The sequence below is a fragment of the Campylobacter sp. RM12651 genome, assembly GCF_022369475.1.
GTDB lineage: Bacteria > Campylobacterota > Campylobacteria > Campylobacterales > Campylobacteraceae > Campylobacter_E.
Window position 1 is genome coordinate 2,038,789 of record NZ_CP059600.1, and the last position, 19,576, is coordinate 2,058,364.

Sequence of the window (19,576 nt, forward strand, 5' to 3'; positions counted from 1 at the left end):
AGAAAGGTAAAAATATGTTTGAAAACCCACTAGAACAGCAAAAAATTAGTAAAGCTAACGAGCTAAGGTCTTTAGGTATTAATCCTTATTCTCATTTTGTAACAAAACCGATGAGTATAAAAGAATTTAAAGATAAATATGATTTCATAAATGAACTTGAAGAAAAAAAAGCAGAAGAAATCTGTGAATTAATCGGTAGAATTAAATTTATGCGTGATGGTGGGAAAGCCGTTTTTGCGAACATTGAAGACTTTAGTGGCTCAATTCAGATTTATTTTAATAAAAGCACAATTGATGAAACTTGGTTTGATAATATTAAAAAACTCATAGAAGTAGGCGATATTATCAAAGTTCGTGGTTATGCTTTCGTAACAAAAAAAGGCGAATTTAGTATTCATGTAGATAAATTAGATTTAGTTACTAAAAGTATTTGCGTATTACCTGAAAAATTTCACGGCTTAGTGGATATGGAAAGCCGCTATAGACAAAGATATCTTGATATGATTATGAATGCTGAAATTAGACAAGATTTTGTTAATAGAAGTAAGATTGTTTCATTTGTTAGAAGATATTTTGAAAATCTAGGATTTTTAGAAGTTGAAACTCCTATGATGCACGAAATTGCAGGCGGAGCTAACGCAAGACCATTCATTACTCATCATAATACTTTAGGTGTTGATAGATTTTTAAGAATTGCACCTGAGCTTTACTTAAAACGCTTAATAGTTGGTGGTTTTGAAGCTGTATTTGAATTAAATCGTTGCTTTAGAAACGAAGGAATGGATCTTACTCACAATCCTGAATTTAGCACGATTGAGTTTTATTGGGCTTATCATAATTATAAGGATTTAATGAATTTAACTGAAGATTTATTAAGCAAATTAATAGCTCACTTAGGACTTAGCACTACTATTACATACGATGATAAGCAAATAGATTTTAGCACTCCATTTGCAAAAATTCCATATAAAGATGCCTTAGTTCAAATAGGTGGTATTGATGCTGCTATAGTAAATGATAAAGCTGCAATTTTAAAGAAATTAAAGGCTGATGGATTTGAAGCAAATGAAAAATTAGATTTAGGACATTTACAAGCAGAATTATTTGATAATTATGTAGAAGATAAACTTATAAATCCTACATTTATTACGGATTTTCCAGTATCAATTAGTCCATTAAGTAGAAGAAGTGATGAAAATCCTGAAATAGCTGAGAGATTTGAATTGTTTATAGCTGGAAAAGAACTAGCAAATGGATTTAACGAATTAAATGACCCACTTGATCAATACGAAAGATTTTTGGCTCAAGTAGAAGCTAAAAAAGCTGGAAATGACGAAGCATGCGAAATGGATGAAGATTTCGTAAATGCGTTAGGGTTTGGTATGGCACCAACTGCAGGTGAGGGCATAGGAATTGATAGACTTGTTATGATGCTAACTAACAAAAAATCAATCAAAGATGTAATATTATTCCCTGCTATGCGTCCTAAAAAGGATTGATAATTTCAATTTGTGAATGATTACTAGCGAGAATTTATATAAAAAAAAGGGGTTAAGATGATATTTGATACAGAAATTAATGAAATTATAAAAGAAGAATTTAAAAGACAAAATGAGAATTTAGAAATGATTGCTAGTGAGAATTTCACTTTTCCTGAAGTTATGATGGCTACAGGTAGTATTCTTACAAATAAATACGCAGAAGGCTATCCATCAAAAAGATATTATGGTGGTTGTGAAATCGTTGATAAAGCAGAAGTTTTAGCAATTGAGCGTTGTAAAAAATTATTTAATTGTAATTACGCAAATGTTCAACCCCATTCAGGCTCACAAGCAAATCAAGGTGCATACGCAGCATTATTAAATCCAGGAGATATTATTTTAGGAATGGATTTAAGTGCAGGTGGGCATTTAACTCACGGCTCAAAGGTAAATGCAAGTGGCAAAGTATATACTAGCTATAGCTACGGAGTAGATGAAAATGGTTATTTAAATTATGATGAAATTGAAAAAATTGCCCTAGAAGTAAAACCAAAATTAATAGTTTGTGGTGCTAGTGCTTATGCTAGAATAATTGATTTTGAAAGATTTCGTAAAATTGCTGATAAAGTAGGAGCATTTTTATTAGCTGATATTGCACATATTGCCGGTCTTGTAGTAGCTAATCTTCACCCAAGTCCATTTCCACACGCTCACATAGTAACTTCAACAACTCATAAAACTCTAAGAGGGCCAAGAGGTGGGATAATAATGACTAATGATAAAGAACTTGCAAAAAAAATAAATTCAGCAATCTTTCCTAACCTTCAAGGTGGTCCATTAATGCATATTATTGCAGCAAAAGCAGTTGGATTTAAATATAATCTTGATGAAAGTTGGAAAACATACGCTAATCAAGTTATAAAAAATTGCAAGGTATTAGCCGATGAATTGCTAAAAGAAGGATTTAAATTAGTAAGTGGTGGAACTGACAATCACTTGTTGTTAATGGATTTTAGTGATTGTGAATTTAGCGGAAAAGATGCTCAAATAGCATTAGAAAAAGCAGGTATTACAGCTAATAAAAATAGCGTTCCTAACGAAAAGCGTTCTCCTTTTATTACAAGTGGATTAAGACTTGGCACTGCTGCACTTAGTGCTCGTGGTATGAAAGAAGAAGAAATGAAAATAATAGCACAGACAATAAGCCTAGTGCTAAAGAATTTAAATAACGATGAAATTATAAAAAAAGCAAAAGAAACTACGCTAAAATTAAGCGAAAATTTCCCATTATATAAGGACTTAAAATGTTAACAAGCAATGAATTAGCCTTAATTAAAATGATTAATTCACATTATTTTATAAAAAGAGATACTATAGTAAGCAAAATTGAGCATAAAGGTAGAACTTTTTTTAATAAGTATGAAAGAGTTAATGAGTTTTTATCTCCAAGCTTAATAAGAGAACATTCAGAAGGTAAAATAACAATAGCTCACAATTTAATAAACGCACAAGATAAAGTAGAAAATATAGTATTTGACTACAATGGTTTTAATACTGAAAAATTTTGGCATAGAGCTCAATTATTATTAAGAGAAGAAGGTTTTATTAATTTCACAGCTTATAAAAGCAAAACGCCAGGTCATCTTCATTTATATATTCACAAAGGTCATACTGCATTTGCCGAAGGTTGTGGATTAGCTAATAAACTAAGTGCAATGTTGGCTCAAAAAATGCCCGTTGAATGGAGAGTATTTCCAACACTTGATATGCCTAAGGAATACAATATTTTAGCATTACCTTATGAAATTTATCAAAAAGAGCGTGGGGCATCTTGGTCAAAACATATGTAAAGGATTGAAAATGCAAGAACACAATAAATTTGAAGATTTAGTTTTAGAAAGTAACAACAAAAAGAATAAACAAAAACAAATGTTATTTAAGATAATTATAGGCATAATAGTTTTTCTAATTGCCTTGATTATATATAAATTAATAAGCAATGGAGATAGTCAAAAAAGCCCATTACCACCGATAGAACCTAATGCTACATTTGAACAAAAAGCTCAAGATAATGAAGTTTTTGAGAATTTAAAAAGTGAAAATGATGGTTTTAGTGATGATTTTACATCTTTAGAAGAAAGATTAAAAAAAGAAAATAATATAGTAGAACCAGAACCTAAAAAATCTCAAGAAGTTCAAAATGTTGTAAAAGAATTAGCAAAAGCAAATCAACAACCTACGCCAGCACTTGAAACTCCTAAAGAAGAAGTAAAACCTGCTGTAGTTGAAGAGAAAAAGCCTGTGGTTGTAGAAGAGAAAAAGCAAACTACTCAAACAACAAAACAAGAAAACTCAGTATTTGATACATTAAATGTTAAAAAGCCAGTTGCTCAACAAGAAAAACCAGCAAATAAAGCACCTACTACAAGTGATAATGGAAGCTATATTCAAGTATATGCAGGTAAAAATATTGACCTAAAATCACACGAAATTAAAAAACTAGATACGCTAGGATTACAATATAAAGTAGTTACTGATAATAAAGGTATGAGTAGAGTAATTGTAGGACCTTATTCAAATTCTGATAAAGCAAATGCCTTAAAATTTGTAAGAGATAATGTGAAAAAAGACGCATTTTATTATCATGCAAAATAATATTTACGGAGTGATAGGAAATCCTATCGCTCACTCAAAATCTCCTATAATTCATAATCTATGGTATGAAAGATTAAATATAAATGCTAATTATGAGAAAATTTTAGTAGAAAATCCAAATGATTTAAAAAACACAATTTTAAAATATAAAGGTGTTAATGTAACTTTACCTTATAAAGAAGAAGTTGCAATACTAGCAAATTATAAAGATGAAGGCGTTATAAACACAAAAGCGGCAAATACTATAATAAATGATAATGGAATTTTAAAAGCTTATAATACTGATATATTTGGGTTTTATGAACCTATAAAAAATTACAAAATAAACAATGCCTTAATAATAGGAGCTGGTGGGGCTGCTAGGGCTGTTTATTATTCTTTAGCAAAAAATAATATAAAAACCAAAGTAATTAATAGAAGTAAAAAAGATGATTTTTTATGCGAAGTTCATACGGCATTAGATGAATTTGAATTTGATTTAATTATAAACTCAACAAGCGCAAGTTTAAAAAATCTACTACCTTTAGAAGAAAATCTTTTAGAAAAACTAGCAAAAAATACAAAAATTGCTTATGATTTAGCATATAATCACGATATATTTTTAGATTTTTGTAAGTTAAAAAATCCAAATATTATTACTCAAGATGGACTTGATATGCTTATTTTTCAAGCAGCCCTTGCTTTTGAATATTTTTGCGGAATTTATCCTAACGAAGATTTAATAAATGAAGCAAGAGAACTTATTAAATAAGAGTATAAAAGGACTAAAATCATATATTTTTGGCTATGAAAACGAACAAAAAGCTAAAAAATACTTAGAAAAAAATAATTTTAAAATAATTAAAACAAATTATAAAACCAAATTTGGAGAAATTGACATAATCGCTTTAAAAGATAAAACCTTGCATTTTATTGAAGTAAAATCAAGCAAAAATTATGAAAGCGAATATTATTTAACACCAAAAAAATTAGAAAGAATTATAAAATCTATTTATATTTTTAATCAACATTATGAAGATTACAATAATTTAAATTATTGCATAGATTTAATAGCAATAAATGATAATAACATTAATTATATAGAAAATATAACATAGAAAAAATGATAATTTGAGATTTAAATTCTCAAATTAATCCTAAAAATTTCTTGATAGAATATTTTAAATCTTCATCATCTAAATTATTCATAGCCCACAACAAATATCCATTATCAACAGCTCTAACCTCATCAAAACTTTTGCCCTTGTATTTTCCAAAGCTAAATTTAGTACTAATTAATGGGGCTTTTGTAATTTCGTGCAATTCTTCATAATTTTTATGTTTTAATAATTCATCTAATAATAATTTCATAACCAAAACATCGCCTATCGCATCATGAGCTTTTATAATTATTCCTAATTTTTGTGCCTCTTCTTGCTCAATTTTATAAAGCCCTAAAAAATATCTTAAATATTGCAATCTGTGATGATTAAAGTCAGGAAAAATAGCCTTAGCGCACTTATAAGTATCAATTAATTTAAAATTATTTTGAAAGCCTTCTTTTTCTAACATTCCTAAATCAAACTTAATATTATGAGCTATTAAGTAATTTTCGTTTGAATTAAGCTCATTTAGCATTTTTGAAAATTTCGTTTCACTAAATTTTGGCTTATTAATAAGCATTTCAGGGGTTATGTTATGAACTTCCATAGATTCAAAAGAAATATTTACTTCACTACTGCATAATTCATCAAATACTAAAACTTTTCTTTCTTGTATATTGTCAAAAATATTTTCAGCATATTCTATTTCATTAAATTCATATTTTTCACTATCAATTACCAAAGCACCTACTTGAATAATCCTATCTAATTCTGTATTTCCTGTAGTTTCTGTATCAAATAAAACATATTTCATAATTATCCTTAAAAGTTTTTTTAATTCTAACAAGTAAGTTTAAAAAGTAGGTTGAATAAAAGGGATTATTAAAATCCCTTGTAGCGTTTTAAATTCTCATCAATTTTGATTTTTTCTCCGTTTTCATCAACATTTACATAAGTTAAAAGTGCACTTGTAACAGGCACACAAACTCCATATAATTTAGGAGTGCAGCGTTCAGCGATAACTTCTACTTGAACTTGTATTGATGTGCTTCCAACTTTTACAATATCAGCATAAAAGCTCACAATATCTCCAACATAAACAGGTTTTTTAAAGGTCATTTGTTCAACTGCAATAGTAACTACTCTACCATTTGCTATTTCTTTAGCTGCAACTGCACCAGCTAAATCTATTTGACTCATTATCCAACCACCAAAAATATTGCCTGCAGGATTTGTATCTTTTGGCATAGCAACTAATCTAAGCCTTGCTTCTTTTAATTCTTTCATATATTCTCCTTATAAAAAAATGTAAATATTAAACATAAAAGATTAAAATTGTCGTTTTTAAATTGAAAATTTTCATCAAAATTACAATTTTTTACAAAAATTTTAAAAAAATTGAAAAAATTTTTATAATTTAAGAAAACTTTAAGAATTTTCACATATAATAACGGCTTTTACATCACAAGAAAAAACTTCTTGAAAGGCCCATTCGTCTAGCGGTTAGGACATCGCCCTTTCACGGCGGTAACACGAGTTCGAGTCTCGTATGGGTCACCAATCCTCCTTTATGTTTATTTAATTTAATGAAAAAAATCCTTTTTTACCTTACCCCTGTGAGATAATAACTCAAAATAAAAAAGGATTTTTTTATGATTAAAGACGCGATATCTGGACTTCAGATTTTATTCGTAGCCTTTGGTGCAATGGTATTAGTTCCTTTACTTACCGGACTAAATCCTGCAATGGCTCTTTTAGGTGCTGGGTGCGGAACGATTATTTTTCAAATCATTACGAAATTTAAAGTTCCTATATATCTTGGCTCATCATTTGCATTCATAACCCCTATAATTTATTCTATGAAAGAATGGGGAATTAATTCAACTATGTTTGCCTTATTTTGCACAGGATTTGTTTATTTTATCTTTGCTGCAATTATCAAAACAAAAGGCGAGAGTTTTATTAGCAAACTTTTTCCCGCAGTTGTAATTGGCCCTGTAATCATCGTAATAGGTCTTAGCGTTGCTGTAAGTGCAGCTGGAATGGCTATGGGTATGAGTGGCTCAACTCAAGTAATTGATAAAGATATAGCTTTAATGCTTTCTACTTTTTCATTCTTAGTTACTATTGTAATTGCTATTTTTGGCTCAAAAATGTTTAAATTAGTTCCTATTTTAATAGGTGCTATTTGTGGATATATTTTAGCCTTTATTTTAGGCTATGTTGATACTAGTGCAATTAAAGCTGCACCTTGGTTTGCAATCCCACATTTTGAAACACCTAGCATTAATTTTAGTGCAGCAATTTTTATGATACCTGTTGCAATTGCTCCTGTAATTGAGCATATTGGTGCGGTTATGGCAATAGGTGCAGTAACTAAAAAAGATTACACAAAAGACCCAGGTCTTCATAGAACTTTAAGTGGAGATGGTGTTGGAGTTTGTGTTGCAGGTTTAATAGGTGGTCCTCCAGTTACAACTTATTCAGAAGTTACAGGTGCAATAATGATTACAAAAAACGCACAAGTAAAAATTATGACTTGGGCTGCAATATTTGCAATATTACTTGCATTTGTGGGTAAATTTAATGCTATTTTACAATCAATTCCATTACCTGTAATGGGTGGAGTTATGATACTTTTATTTGGAACAATTGCTAGTCTTGGGATTAAAACCTTAGTTGATGCTAAAATAGATTTAACTAATAATAAAAACCTAGTAATTATTAGCTCTACTTTGATTGTAGGTGTTGGTGGGCTTAGTGCTAGTTTTGGAAGCGTTTCGTTTTCAGGAGTTGGACTTAGTGCCTTACTTGCAATTATTCTAAATCTAATCTTACCTAACAAACAAGATTAATTATTAATTCAAATTCTTTTTAGAATTTGAATTATTATTTTTTAATTTTTTCTTAAATTCTAAAATTTGTTACGAAACTTAACACTTTTTAAAAAAATTATCCATTTTCAATTATTTCAAATTGTAACTTTGTTAAAATCTAACATTTTTTTATGGAGGTTAAAAATGGATTTATTTTTATCGCTTACAGGCTTTATTGGGCTTGGATTTATTGTATGGCTACTCTTAAAAGATAAAACCACTCCTGCAATAGCATTTATTTTAGTTAGCTTTGTAGTTGCTGCAATGCTTATGATAATGGATTATTGTGGGTTAGAAGTCGGAAAAGCTTTAGGGGTTAAAGGAGATGTTTTAAACTTTAAAGCAATGAAAGGTTTTATAAAAGATGGTGTAAACACCGTTAGCGATACAGCAGCTTTATTTGTATTTTCTATTCTTTTTTTTAGTGTGCTTAGTGCTAGTGGATTTTTTAATAAAATTATTAATTTCTTGCTTAGTAAAGTTACACCAAATGTATTTGTAATCACAATTCTTACTTCACTTATGGCAATGTTTGTTCATCTTGATGGTAGTGGAGCAGCTACATTTTTAATAGTTATTCCGGCTATGCTTCCAATTTATGAAAGACTTGGAATGAGAAAATCATCGCTTTTATTAATTTGTGCTAGTGCAATGGGTGTTATGAATGTTCTTCCTTGGGGAGGTCCAACTCTAAGAGCTGCAACGGTTATTAAAGCTGACGCGAATGATTTATGGCATCAATTAATCCCTATGCAAGTTTTAGGTCTTGTTTTAGCACTAGCTTTAGCTATTTTTATCGGTTATCAAGAAAAAAGGCGTGGTGCTGGTGGTAATCTTGAAGGAATTAAACTTGAAATTGAAAAAAGCGAATTTCAAAACGATAAATTTTTCTTAGTAAATGTATTTTTACTAATAGCTGTTATTGCTGCTTTAGTAATTAATGTATTACCTTCTTATGTTTGTTTTATGATAGGTTTTGCAATTGCGTTGCCACTAAATTATCCTAATTTAAAAATAGCTAAAAAAGTTTTAGATAAAGCAAGTGGTGGAGCAATAATGATGTATATTACTTTAATTGGTGCAGGAATTTTAATTGGTGTATTTGATAAAAGTGGAATTATGAATAAAATGGGAGCTTCAATTCTAACTCTAGTGCCTAATGAATATGGTAATTTAATTCCTTTAGTAGTAGGCTTGCTTGCTGTTCCTATGGCATTAATCTTTTGCACGGATTCTTATTTTTATGGCGTTATGCCTGTGGTTTTAAGCGTTACAAATGCTTTTGGAATTGACCCAATGAACCTTGCTATTATTATGGTTTTAGCTAGAAATTGTGCTACATTTATAAGCCCTGTTGTTCCTGCTACATTGCTTGGATGTGGTCTTGCTGATGTATCTATAAAAGAACATATTAAACGCTCATTCTTTTATATTTGGGCAATTAGTATTATTTGCTTAATTTTTGGATATGTTGCAGGAATAATCCCACACTTATTTTAATATCTCTCCTAAGAGAGATATTAGATATTTGCTAGTATATTTTGAGCTTTCTTAATTACTGGCAAATCTATCATATTGCCTTTATAATTAAATACAATATCATCAGTATTTTTTGCCAATTCTACTATTTCTTTAGCCCATAGAATTTGTTCTTTAGTAGGACTAAATACTTGATTGATTATTGGAATTTGATTTGGATGAATGCTTAAAGACCCGCCAAAACCCATAGAAGATACAAATTCTAATTCAGATTTTAAACCAATTTCATCTTTAATATTAGGATATACTCCATTAATTGGTGGTAATAATTTATATTTTGCACTTTTTATCACTATTTGATTTCTTATGTGATTTAATAAATTTTCTCTTCCACTGCCTTCTTTTAATCCTAATTCTAAAGAAATATCTAAAGCACCAAAACTTAATAATTTAATTAATTTTGAACTTGCAATATCATCTAAACTATCAACGCCCAAAGCACTTTCAATAATTGGAATTATTATTAAATCTTTAAAATCTTTAAATAATTCAAATTCTTTTGAGCTCTCACTCTTAGGCAATACAATTGCATATAATTTTTTCATTTTATTTAATTCATCTAATAATTTCATATCATCATTAAAATATTCACTCTTAGTATCATTAATTCTTATAAAAAAATTAGCATCTGTATTATTTGCAAATTCTAAAATATTAGCCCTGCCTTTATCTTTTTGATTAGGGCTAATTGAATCTTCTAAATCAATAATAATATAATCAGCTCCGCTATTTAAAGCCTTATTAAATCTATCATTTTTAATTGATGGAACAAACAAAAAACTCTTAGTTTTCATCTCTTACCTTTATTATATTTTTTGATTGTAGTTGAGAAATTTCATCTTTAAATCCAAATTCTTTTAAGATTTTATGAGTATGTTCTCCTAACGCTGGGATTTTATCCATTCTAGGCTCATAATTATTATTTGTAGCCGGTGGCAATAATGCTGGGATTTTACCTACTTCAGTATCAACTTCTCTCCATCTATTTCTACTTTTTAATTGAGAGTGATTCCACACATCTTTTAATTCATTTACATTACCATTTGCAATTTTTGCTTTTTCTAATCTATCCACCACATCTTTTGCCGTTAGATTTTTAAATTTATTTTCTATTATTTCTTTAATCTTTTGTGCGTTTTTTGTTCTTAATGTGTTATTTTTAAATTCTTCATCATTAATTAAGCTTTCATCTTCTAATACAATCTTACAAAAATTACTCCATTCTCTTTCATTTTGAAGACCAAACATAACAACATTACCATCACCAGCCTTATAAGGACCATAAGGGGTAATACTAGCGTGAAAAGCACCTTTTTTAATAGGCGGATTAGCACCCTTATAAGTATAATATATTGGATACCCCATCCATTCAGCCATACATTCTAACATTGATATTTCTATTCTTGAGCCTTTATTTGTTTTTTCAAGATATAAAAGCGCTTGTAAAATCCCACTATAAGCATACATTCCAGCAGATATATCAGCTATACTAATTGGCACTTTTACACACTCATCGCCAGTTCCTGTTATAGATACTAAGCCACTTTCTGATTGAATTAATAAATCATAAGCTTTTTTGTGTTCGTATTCTCCACCTTCTCCATAGCCAGAAATATCACAAACAATCATTTTTGGATTATATTTAATTAAATTTTCATAATCTAATCCTAGTCTTTTTGCAGCCCCAAATGCTAGATTTTGAACGAAAATATCCACCTTAGGTAAAATTGATTTTATTATTTTCATACCTTCTTCGGTTTTTAAATCAATAGCTAAACTCTCCTTACTTCTATTAGTCCATACAAAATGACTTGCAAGTCCATCTACTCTAGTATCATATCCTCTTGCCAAATCCCCTACATCAGGGCGTTCTATCTTAATAACTCTAGCACCTAAATCAGCTAATTGTCTAGTGCAAAATGGTGCTGCTATTGCTTGTTCTATACTTAATACTAATTTTCCTTCTAATGGCAACATTTTTTCTCCTTTATTTATAATTTATAATGCCTTGATGAGCTATAAAGCCGTCTTTATTTATCCACACATTTGCTTCGTTTTCACTAATTATTTTTGACTCGACGCAAAAACTACTAGGAGTGCAAACTGCGTGTAATCCTCTATAACTATATTTTGTGATTTTTTTATCTTTATGATTTTTTGCAAAACAACTAATCATCTTAGTAGCTAATAAAGGTCCGTGAATTACTAAGCCGCTATATCCTTCAACCATAGTAGCGTAAGGATAATCATAATGAATTTTATGCCCATTAAAAGTAAGTGCTGAATATCTAAATAATAAAGTAGAATCAGGGCAAAAACTTTCAGAAAAATCAGCTTCGCTTACAGGTTTATTGCTAGTTAATTTTGGTGGAGTTGGCTCTTTATAAACTATATCTTGTTCTTCAATAATTTTTAAATCTTCATCTTGATAATATTTATGCTCTAAAGTAACAAAAATTAATTTTCCTGTATTTCCAATTTTTTCTTGAATATCTTTTATAGTAGTAATTTTAGTAGCGATTTTGCCTATAATCAACGCTGAATTAAAAGTAAATCTACCACCAGCCCACATACGATTAACATTTCCAAAACTAGGTAAAAAACTATCATCACTTCCGCCTAATTTAGGGTGTCCGTCTTTGCCTAATTTATCTTTATTTAAAGCCTTATTAAAAAAGCACCATTGCCATAAATAAGGTAATTCATCACCTAATTTTAAATCTTTATAATCAAGTGTTGCGACTATTTTTTCAACTTGAGTAAGACTTATTTCTTCTTTTATAATTTCTTGTTTGCCTATATAATTTTTAAATTCCATAATTTTCCCTTTCATAAATTAATTAATAACACCTAAAAACAATAACAAAAACCCAAATAACACAAGCAAAATAGGTAATATTAATAACCTAATAAATAAATATTTTCTTTCTTGCTCATCTTGTGTCCCTGCTAAAACCAATGCTCCACCTGATGAAAAACTTGAATACCCCGTAAATGTTGCAAATGTTGCGATAATAGAAAATGCCAAAGATGGCTCTAATACGCTAAGACTTGGAACAATAGGAAAAAATGTCGGCATTACAACGCCCATACTAGATGCAAATGCACTCATTGAAGAAGATAAAACGCCTAATAAATAATATATCCAGCTACTATCATTGCCACCTTGAGCGCTTAAAAAATTGCTTATTATTTGCATAGCACCAGTAGATTTTCCAAGTGCTATTAGCATAGTTAATGCACCAATCATAAAAATTAAATTCCAAGGTATATTTTTAAAAGCTTGTGTTTCATCTCCTATCTTAAATACAATAGCTAAAATAATTCCTAAGAATGAAACAAAAGTAGGATTAAAAAATATAGTCATTTTACTCATCAATAAATTTTCAGGTTGAAAAGATAAATAAATTGATGGAACCATAACCAAAGAAAATACAAATGTAACTATTAAAATCGTTTTAATTTGTATAGAATTTAGTTTTTCAGGTTTATCAATATTTGATGAATATACAACCTTATACCCCTTTAATAACACATATCCTAAAATAAAAATTAAAGTATGTGCTATAAACATATTTTTTCCAAGATTTAATTGCATAATTGCTGATTGTTCAGGTGTAAAACCTAAATTCTCAATTAGATTATAAGTAACCCTACCACCTAAAGTAAAAGGATTAAATCCCCCAGCACAAGAACCTGAATAAATTATAATAGCAGCTAAAATTTTATTCATTTTAATCTTATTAGCTATGTATAAAACTAATGGGCTCATAAAGGCAAATCCAGCATAATGCCCTGGTCCAATACCGACAAAAATTACAACAACAATATATAAAACTATAGGAATACTCCAAGGATAGTTTCTTACCCCATAAACTGCTTTTGAAGCTAGATTATTTAAAGTTCCATTATTTATGACAAAGCCATAAAAATAAGTAATAGAAACTAAGATAAAAAATAAATCAAGCCCCCATAATTTTACAATTTCACTAGGTTTTAAGCCATAAATATAAGCAGCAATAAAGCATAATACAATTGCAAAAATACCAATATTTGCTTTAAATAAATAGCCTAAAACTATTGACAATAATAAAAAAAATAAAATGATTAAGTTAATTTGTTCAATCATAAATCCTCCTTGCTTAAATACTATAAGAAAAGAAAATCATTAAGATTAATATAAGAATAAAATATAATAAAAATAAAAATCATTGTTACAATTTTACACAATTAATAATAATTTTTATCCTTTAATATATTTTCTTAAAAAATTATAATTATTTTATTAATTTGACATTTTGATTTTTTATTTAATTGAAAGAATTTATTTAAAAGAATTTAAAACTAACTCGTTTTAAATTCTTAAAAAGTTATTTTTTTAATTCGTTAGCTTTATCGCAACCAATTGCTAAGCCAAAAGAACAAGCTAATTGATAGTAATAACCTGCTGCTTGAATGTTTTGAGAAGTTGAAGTGCCTTGTAATAAAACATTTGCAATATTTAAACAAGAACTTGCATTTTTGTTAGTAATGCAGTTAGTTTGTTCGTCTTTTAAGCTAGGATTTAAAGCAGTTTGTAAAGCAAGATTCATTAAATTGTTTTTTACAACTTCATTTTCTTGACTAACACAAGCACTAAAAACAAATAAAGAACTTGTAATTAAAATTAATTTTTTCATATAATCTCCTTAAAAAATCGCTAATTATATGCAAAATAACATAAATTTATATTAATTTTGTATGATAAATAAAATTTATTTTAAAGGCTTTTAAATGACATTTTCAGAAATTATTTTAAACTTACAAAAGTATTGGTGTGAGCAAGGTTGTGCTTTAATTCAGCCTTATGATTTTCCTGCAGGTGCAGGGACTTTTCATCCACAAACATTCTTAAAATCACTTGGAACAAAACCACATAATGTTTGTTATGTTGCTCCATCTCGCCGTCCAACTGATGGAAGATACGGAGAAAATCCAAATCGTTTAGGTGCTTATTATCAATTTCAAGTATTAATGAAACCAAGTCCAGCAAATATTCAAGATTTATATTTAAATAGCTTAAAAGTTTTAGGAATTGATTTAAATAAACACGATGTAAGATTTATAGAAGATAACTGGGAAAGCCCATCTTTAGGAGCTTGGGGGCTTGGCTGGGAAGTATGGCTTGATGGAATGGAAGTTACTCAATTTACTTATTTTCAACAAGTTGGTGGATTTTCTTGTGATTTAATTAGTGCAGAGATTACTTACGGACTTGAACGCTTAGCAATGTATATTCAAGATATTGATAATGTTTATGATATTAATTGGGGCGGTGGGCTAACTTATGCTGATGTTCATAAGCAAGGTGAGTTTGAATACTCTAAGTTTAATTTTGAATTAGCAAATGCTTCAAGACTTAAAGAAATGTTTGATATTTCATATAATGAAGCAAGAAGTGTGCTTGATAGTGGTTACTCACTACCTGCGTATGATTATTGTCTAATGTGTGCGCATTTATTTAATACCCTTGATGCTAGGGGTGCAATTAGCGTTACTCAAAGACAAGATTTTATGCTAAAAATAAGAGAACTTAGCAAAGATTGTGCTAGTGTGTATTTAAAAAGCCAAGAGAATTTAAAATAAATTATAATTTGCTTATTTTGGTTTATATTGATTTTTCAATATAAACCAAGTAAAAATATTAAAATCAAATTCCATAAACTAAAAAATTGAATATTTAATTTTGTTACTTTTAGTAACAAATAAATGGTTAAAACAAAAGCAAACTCATCTTTTTCAATCTAAAATATTAAAATAAAATCACTATTTAAAATTAGGAGTTTAAAGGTGATTAGTAAGGTTTTAATAGCAAATAGGGGAGAAATTGCTGTTCGTATCATAAGAGCTTGTAGGGATTTGCATATTCAAAGTGTAGCTATCTATACAAAGCCTGATGAAAATTGTCTGCATGTAAAAATCGCAAGTGAAGCAAAATGTATAGGTGAAGATGCCATTAAGGGCTATTTAGACGCAAAAATAATAATTCAAACTGCAAAAGAATGTGGTGCTGATGCAATCCATCCTGGATATGGATTTTTAAGTGAAAATTATGAATTCGCAAAAATGGTAGAAGATGCAGGATTAATTTTCGTTGGACCAAAATCTCAAGTTATTAAAAATATGGGAAATAAAAATATAGCAAGAGAATTAATGCAACAAAACGGCATTCCAGTAGTTCCAGGAACAAAAGTATTAAATGAATGCAAAGAAGAAGAAATAAAAGAATTTGCCAAAAAAATTGGCTATCCTGTAATATTAAAAGCTAGTGGAGGTGGCGGTGGTCGTGGGATTAAAGAAGTCTGGAATGAAGATGAATTAATACCTGCATTTAATACTTGTAAAAGAGAAGCTAAAGCATATTTTAATAATGATGATGTCTTTATGGAAAAACTCATAGAAAATCCACGCCACATAGAATTTCAAATATTAGGCGATAATTATGGCAATATAATTCATTTATGTGAAAGAGATTGTTCTATTCAAAGACGCCATCAAAAAATAATAGAAATCGCACCTTGTCCATCAATAAGCGAGCATTTAAGAAAAAGTATGGGAGCTACTGCAGTAGCAGCCGCAAAAGCGGCTGGATATACTAATGCAGGAACGGTTGAGTTTTTGTTAGATGATTACAATAGATTTTATTTTATGGAGATGAATACTAGAATACAAGTTGAACACGGCGTTACAGAAGAGATAACAGGGGTTGATTTAATAGTAAGGCAATTAAGATATGCAGCAGGACAAATTCAAGAATTAGAACAAAGTGATATTAAATCAAATGGTTTTGCTATTGAAGCTAGAATTACCGCAGAAGATGCTAATAAGAATTTCATACCAACACCAGGAATGGTTACAGAATATTATCCTGCTTTAGGACCTTCAGTTAGGGTTGATAGCCATCTTTATAAAGGTTATAAAATCCCGCCATTTTACGATTCTTTAGTCGCAAAATTAGTTGTAAAAGCGTCTAGTTATGATTTAGCGGTAAATAAATTAGAAAGAGCTTTAGAAGAATTTACAATAGAAGGCGTAAAAACAACAATTTCATTTTTAAAAACTATTGCAAAAAGTAAAGAATTTAGAAAAGGTATTTTTGATACGAGTTATATAAAAACAAATTTAGAAAAAATTCTAAGCAATATTGATGATAAAAATAAAAAAGATAAAGATGAAATAATCGCTTCAATTTGTGCGGCATTAAAAGATAAATTAAATTAAAGGAGAGAAAAATGGCTAAAAAATATATAGATATTATGGATACAAGTTTTCGTGATGGCTTTCAATCAGTTTATGGAGCTAGAGTTTTAATGAATGATTTTTTCCCAGCATTACAAGCTGCAAAAGAAGCTGGGATAAGGCATTTTGAATTTGGTGGCGGGGCAAGATTTCAAAGCCTTTATTTTTATACAAACGAAGACGCATTTACTATGATGGATAAATTCCGTGAAATTGTAGGAGATGGTATTAATCTTCAAACCCTTGCTCGTGGAGTAAATACCGTTACACTTGATACTGGTAGTCGTGAAATAATAGATTTACACGCAAAATTATTCGCAAAACACGGAACTACTACGATTAGAAATTTTGACGCTTTAAATGATGTTGAGAATTTAAAATATAGTGGCGAAAGAATAGTGCATTATGGTTTAAAACACGAAATTGTAATAACTATGATGGATTTACCAATAGGTTGCAAAGGCGCTCACGATACTAAGTTTTATGAAAAAACCTTAAAAGAAATTTTAAAAGCTAATATCCCATTTCATAGCATTTGTTTTAAAGACGCATCAGGGACAAGTAATCCACAAAAAGTATATGAAACAATAAAAATGGCTAGAAAACTTTTACCTGCAAATACTCATATTAGACTTCATACTCACGAAAGTGCAGGTGTTAGTGTAGCTTGTTATTTAGCAGCACTTGAAGCTGGTGTTGATGGAATTGACCTTGCAGCAGCTCCTGTTAGTGGTGGAACAAGTCAGCCTGATATTCTTACAATGTTACACGCTGTAAAAGGTAAAAATTATGATTTAGGTGGGCTTGAAGTTGAAAAAATCTTAAAATATGAAGAAGTATTTAAAGATTGTATGAAAGATTATTTTATGCCACCTGAAGCTATACAAGTTAGTCCATTAATACCGATTTCACCTATGCCAGGTGGAGCATTAACAGCAAATACTCAAATGATGAGAGATAATAATGTATTAGATAAATTCCCTGATACTATAAAAGCTATGAGTGAAGTGGTAAAAAAAGGTGGCTTTGGAACTAGTGTAACTCCTGTTAGTCAATTTTATTTCCAACAAGCATTTAATAATGTAATGTTTGGCGAATGGAAAAAAATCGCAGAAGGCTATGGCAAAATGGTTTTAGGCTATTTTGGAAAAACCCCTGTAGCACCAGATCCAAAAATAGTAAAACTTGCAAGCGAACAATTAAATCTAAAACCAACAAAAGAAAAAGCAATAGATTTAGCCGACCTTGATGAAACCAAATCACTTAAATACATTGAAAAAATACTTAAAAAAGAAGGTATTTTAGTAACTGATGAAAATCTATTCATAGTTGCAGCTTGTAAAGAAAAAGGATTAGCATTTTTAAAAGGTGAAGCAAAAGTCAATGTTAGAAAAATTTCTCAAAATACTAAATCAAATTCTAATAATCTTTATTCAGTGCAAGTCAATGATAAAACCTATGATGTAGAAATTGAAAAAGATAAAATTTTAGTAAATGGCAATAGCTACGAAGTAAAAGTAAAAGAAAAAGAAAATACTTCAAAAATTATTGAAAAACAAGAAATTTCACAATCAATAGCTAATGATAAAAGCATTTTAGCCTCAATGTCAGGAAATGTGTTTAAAGTACTTGTAAAAGCAGGAGATAAAGTAAAAGCAGGGCAAGAATTATTCATTCTTGAAGCTATGAAAATGGAAGTTCCAATTGAAGCAACAAGTGATGGAATAATAGATAAAATACTTGTAAAACAAGGAGATAATGTAGAAGCTATGCAAATTTTAGCTAGTTTAAAATAAATTTTAGAATCTGTTTTTACAGATTCTAATATATCTTTAAGTTAATATTTTAAGTATTTTTTATATAAAAACTATGAGTTAATGCAACCGCCATTGCGTCGGTTATATCAAGTGGTTTTATTTCTTTATTGATTTTTAAAAGCTTTTTAACCATAAAAGCTACTTGTTCTTTCTCTGCTTTTGCTTTGCCTGTGATTGTTTTTTTAACTTGTAAAGCTGTATATTCACTAAAATTCCCATAAGTTTGCAAGATTTTAAGCAGCATTGCTCCACGAAATTGTGCGAGTTTTAAAACACTTTGCGGATTATAAGCAAAAAATATATTTTCAACCGCCACACTAGCATTTGGGACTTTTTTAAAAATCATTTCTAAAGCTTCGTTTAATTCTAAAATATTATCTATTAATTCTTTACTCTTAAATCTTATTAAACCTGCTTCTAAAAGAGTATTTGTGCTGCCATTTTTTTCTAAAAGGCAATATCCACAAAATCTAGTTCCTGGGTCAAATCCTAAAATTTTCATATGTGAAATCCTTGTGAAATTTAAAATTATTTTTTTATGAAATGCTTATTATTACGATAAATTTCTTAATGAAATAGAATTTCACATAAACTGATTTTTATAGAATTTCACGAAAATTTATAAGAATTTTAAAAATTACAATAAAAATTCATAAAAAAATTTCACTAAATTAAAGAATTTTTTAAAGAGCTTGTGAAATTTATGATGAAATATTGTAAATTGTTTGTATATTTTTGGTATATTTTTTCACTATTAAAAGCATTGATATATAGGTATTTTAAATATTTTTAAACAAATATTACTAGATTTTCACATCATCAAAGGTAATAACAAAAAAGAGGAATAA

19 protein-coding genes and 1 tRNA gene are annotated in these 19,576 nt (G+C 29.0%); 12 read left to right on the plus strand and 8 right to left on the minus strand.

Annotated elements, in window-relative coordinates:
• Positions 1-14: 14 nt before the first annotated feature.
• From lysS to AVBRAN_RS10285, 6 genes are read left to right on the plus strand one after another with little or no spacing between them, the layout of a single operon-like run.
• The gene (gene lysS, locus AVBRAN_RS10260) at positions 15-1,499 is read left to right on the plus strand and encodes a lysine--tRNA ligase (RefSeq protein ID WP_214116207.1); all 1,485 of its coding nucleotides are present in this window, start codon (positions 15-17) and stop codon (positions 1,497-1,499) included.
• 57 nt (positions 1,500-1,556) lie between these two features.
• Entirely contained in the window at positions 1,557-2,792 is a 1,236-nt protein-coding gene (gene glyA / locus AVBRAN_RS10265) for a serine hydroxymethyltransferase (protein ID WP_239803223.1), read from the plus strand.
• Complete coding sequence (locus AVBRAN_RS10270) at positions 2,786-3,331, plus strand: DUF1882 domain-containing protein (RefSeq protein ID WP_214116202.1); 546 nt, start codon at positions 2,786-2,788, stop codon at positions 3,329-3,331. The genes glyA and AVBRAN_RS10270 overlap by 7 nt, the downstream gene beginning before the upstream one ends.
• Positions 3,332-3,341: 10 nt before the next feature.
• Complete coding sequence (locus tag AVBRAN_RS10275) at positions 3,342-4,136, plus strand: SPOR domain-containing protein (protein WP_214149936.1); 795 nt, start codon at positions 3,342-3,344, stop codon at positions 4,134-4,136.
• Complete coding sequence (locus AVBRAN_RS10280) at positions 4,126-4,887, plus strand: shikimate dehydrogenase (protein ID WP_214149948.1); 762 nt, start codon at positions 4,126-4,128, stop codon at positions 4,885-4,887. The genes AVBRAN_RS10275 and AVBRAN_RS10280 overlap by 11 nt, the downstream gene beginning before the upstream one ends.
• The gene (locus AVBRAN_RS10285; protein WP_214119971.1) at positions 4,862-5,233 is read left to right on the plus strand and encodes a YraN family protein; all 372 of its coding nucleotides are present in this window, start codon (positions 4,862-4,864) and stop codon (positions 5,231-5,233) included. The genes AVBRAN_RS10280 and AVBRAN_RS10285 overlap by 26 nt, the downstream gene beginning before the upstream one ends.
• 28 nt (positions 5,234-5,261) lie before the next feature.
• On the opposite strand, the gene AVBRAN_RS10290 is transcribed toward AVBRAN_RS10285, so the two are convergent.
• Both AVBRAN_RS10290 and AVBRAN_RS10295 read right to left on the minus strand, forming a co-directional pair.
• Positions 5,262-6,035, minus strand: coding sequence for a 3'-5' exonuclease (locus AVBRAN_RS10290; RefSeq protein ID WP_239803741.1), 774 nt, complete (start codon positions 6,033-6,035; stop codon positions 5,262-5,264).
• Between the two features lie 65 nt (positions 6,036-6,100).
• Complete coding sequence (locus AVBRAN_RS10295) at positions 6,101-6,505, minus strand: acyl-CoA thioesterase (RefSeq protein ID WP_214116195.1); 405 nt, start codon at positions 6,503-6,505, stop codon at positions 6,101-6,103.
• A gap of 198 nt (positions 6,506-6,703) precedes the next feature.
• Here AVBRAN_RS10295 and AVBRAN_RS10300 point away from each other — a divergent pair.
• From AVBRAN_RS10300 to AVBRAN_RS10310, 3 genes are all read left to right on the plus strand, one after another.
• Positions 6,704-6,778, plus strand: a tRNA-Glu gene (locus AVBRAN_RS10300).
• 92 nt (positions 6,779-6,870) lie between these two features.
• Positions 6,871-8,073, plus strand: coding sequence for a uracil-xanthine permease family protein (locus tag AVBRAN_RS10305; RefSeq protein WP_214116193.1), 1,203 nt, complete (start codon positions 6,871-6,873; stop codon positions 8,071-8,073).
• A 165-nt stretch (positions 8,074-8,238) separates the two neighbouring features.
• On the plus strand, positions 8,239-9,594 hold the full coding sequence (locus tag AVBRAN_RS10310) for an SLC13 family permease (protein ID WP_239803224.1): 1,356 nt from the start codon (positions 8,239-8,241) through the stop codon (positions 9,592-9,594).
• Between the two features lie 20 nt (positions 9,595-9,614).
• On the opposite strand, the gene AVBRAN_RS10315 is transcribed toward AVBRAN_RS10310, so the two are convergent.
• The 5 genes from AVBRAN_RS10315 to AVBRAN_RS10335 all read right to left on the minus strand — a co-directional run bounded on the left by AVBRAN_RS10315 (position 9,615) and on the right by AVBRAN_RS10335 (position 14,312).
• Positions 9,615-10,427 (minus strand): CoA ester lyase, encoded by an 813-nt coding sequence (locus AVBRAN_RS10315; protein WP_239803225.1) that lies wholly within the window; start codon positions 10,425-10,427, stop codon positions 9,615-9,617.
• Positions 10,417-11,610, minus strand: a complete 1,194-nt coding sequence (locus AVBRAN_RS10320) for a CaiB/BaiF CoA-transferase family protein (protein WP_214116188.1) — start codon at positions 11,608-11,610, stop codon at positions 10,417-10,419. The genes AVBRAN_RS10315 and AVBRAN_RS10320 overlap by 11 nt, the downstream gene beginning before the upstream one ends.
• Positions 11,611-11,620: 10 nt before the next feature.
• Positions 11,621-12,451, minus strand: coding sequence for a hypothetical protein (locus tag AVBRAN_RS10325; protein ID WP_239803226.1), 831 nt, complete (start codon positions 12,449-12,451; stop codon positions 11,621-11,623).
• Positions 12,452-12,469: 18 nt separating this feature from the next.
• A complete protein-coding gene (locus AVBRAN_RS10330; RefSeq protein ID WP_214116450.1) occupies positions 12,470-13,759 on the minus strand; it encodes an SLC13 family permease in 1,290 nt (429 codons plus the stop codon).
• Between the two features lie 244 nt (positions 13,760-14,003).
• On the minus strand, positions 14,004-14,312 hold the full coding sequence (locus AVBRAN_RS10335; protein WP_239803228.1) for an SEL1-like repeat protein: 309 nt from the start codon (positions 14,310-14,312) through the stop codon (positions 14,004-14,006).
• A 94-nt stretch (positions 14,313-14,406) separates the two neighbouring features.
• Between AVBRAN_RS10335 and glyQ the strand changes: the two genes are divergently transcribed.
• The 3 genes from glyQ (at position 14,407) to AVBRAN_RS10350 (ending at position 18,707) form a co-directional block, all read left to right on the plus strand.
• Positions 14,407-15,258 carry a glycine--tRNA ligase subunit alpha gene (gene glyQ, locus AVBRAN_RS10340; protein WP_214116180.1) on the plus strand — a complete coding sequence of 284 codons (852 nt, stop codon included), beginning with the start codon at positions 14,407-14,409 and terminating at the stop codon, positions 15,256-15,258.
• A gap of 204 nt (positions 15,259-15,462) precedes the next feature.
• Positions 15,463-16,893, plus strand: coding sequence for an acetyl-CoA carboxylase subunit A (locus AVBRAN_RS10345; protein WP_214116178.1), 1,431 nt, complete (start codon positions 15,463-15,465; stop codon positions 16,891-16,893).
• Positions 16,894-16,904: 11 nt separating this feature from the next.
• A complete protein-coding gene (locus tag AVBRAN_RS10350; protein WP_239803229.1) occupies positions 16,905-18,707 on the plus strand; it encodes a biotin/lipoyl-containing protein in 1,803 nt (600 codons plus the stop codon).
• Positions 18,708-18,756: 49 nt separating this feature from the next.
• Here AVBRAN_RS10350 and ruvC read toward each other — a convergent pair whose 3' ends face one another.
• Positions 18,757-19,230 (minus strand): crossover junction endodeoxyribonuclease RuvC, encoded by a 474-nt coding sequence (ruvC, locus tag AVBRAN_RS10355; RefSeq protein WP_214116175.1) that lies wholly within the window; start codon positions 19,228-19,230, stop codon positions 18,757-18,759.
• Positions 19,231-19,576: the final 346 nt, after the last annotated feature.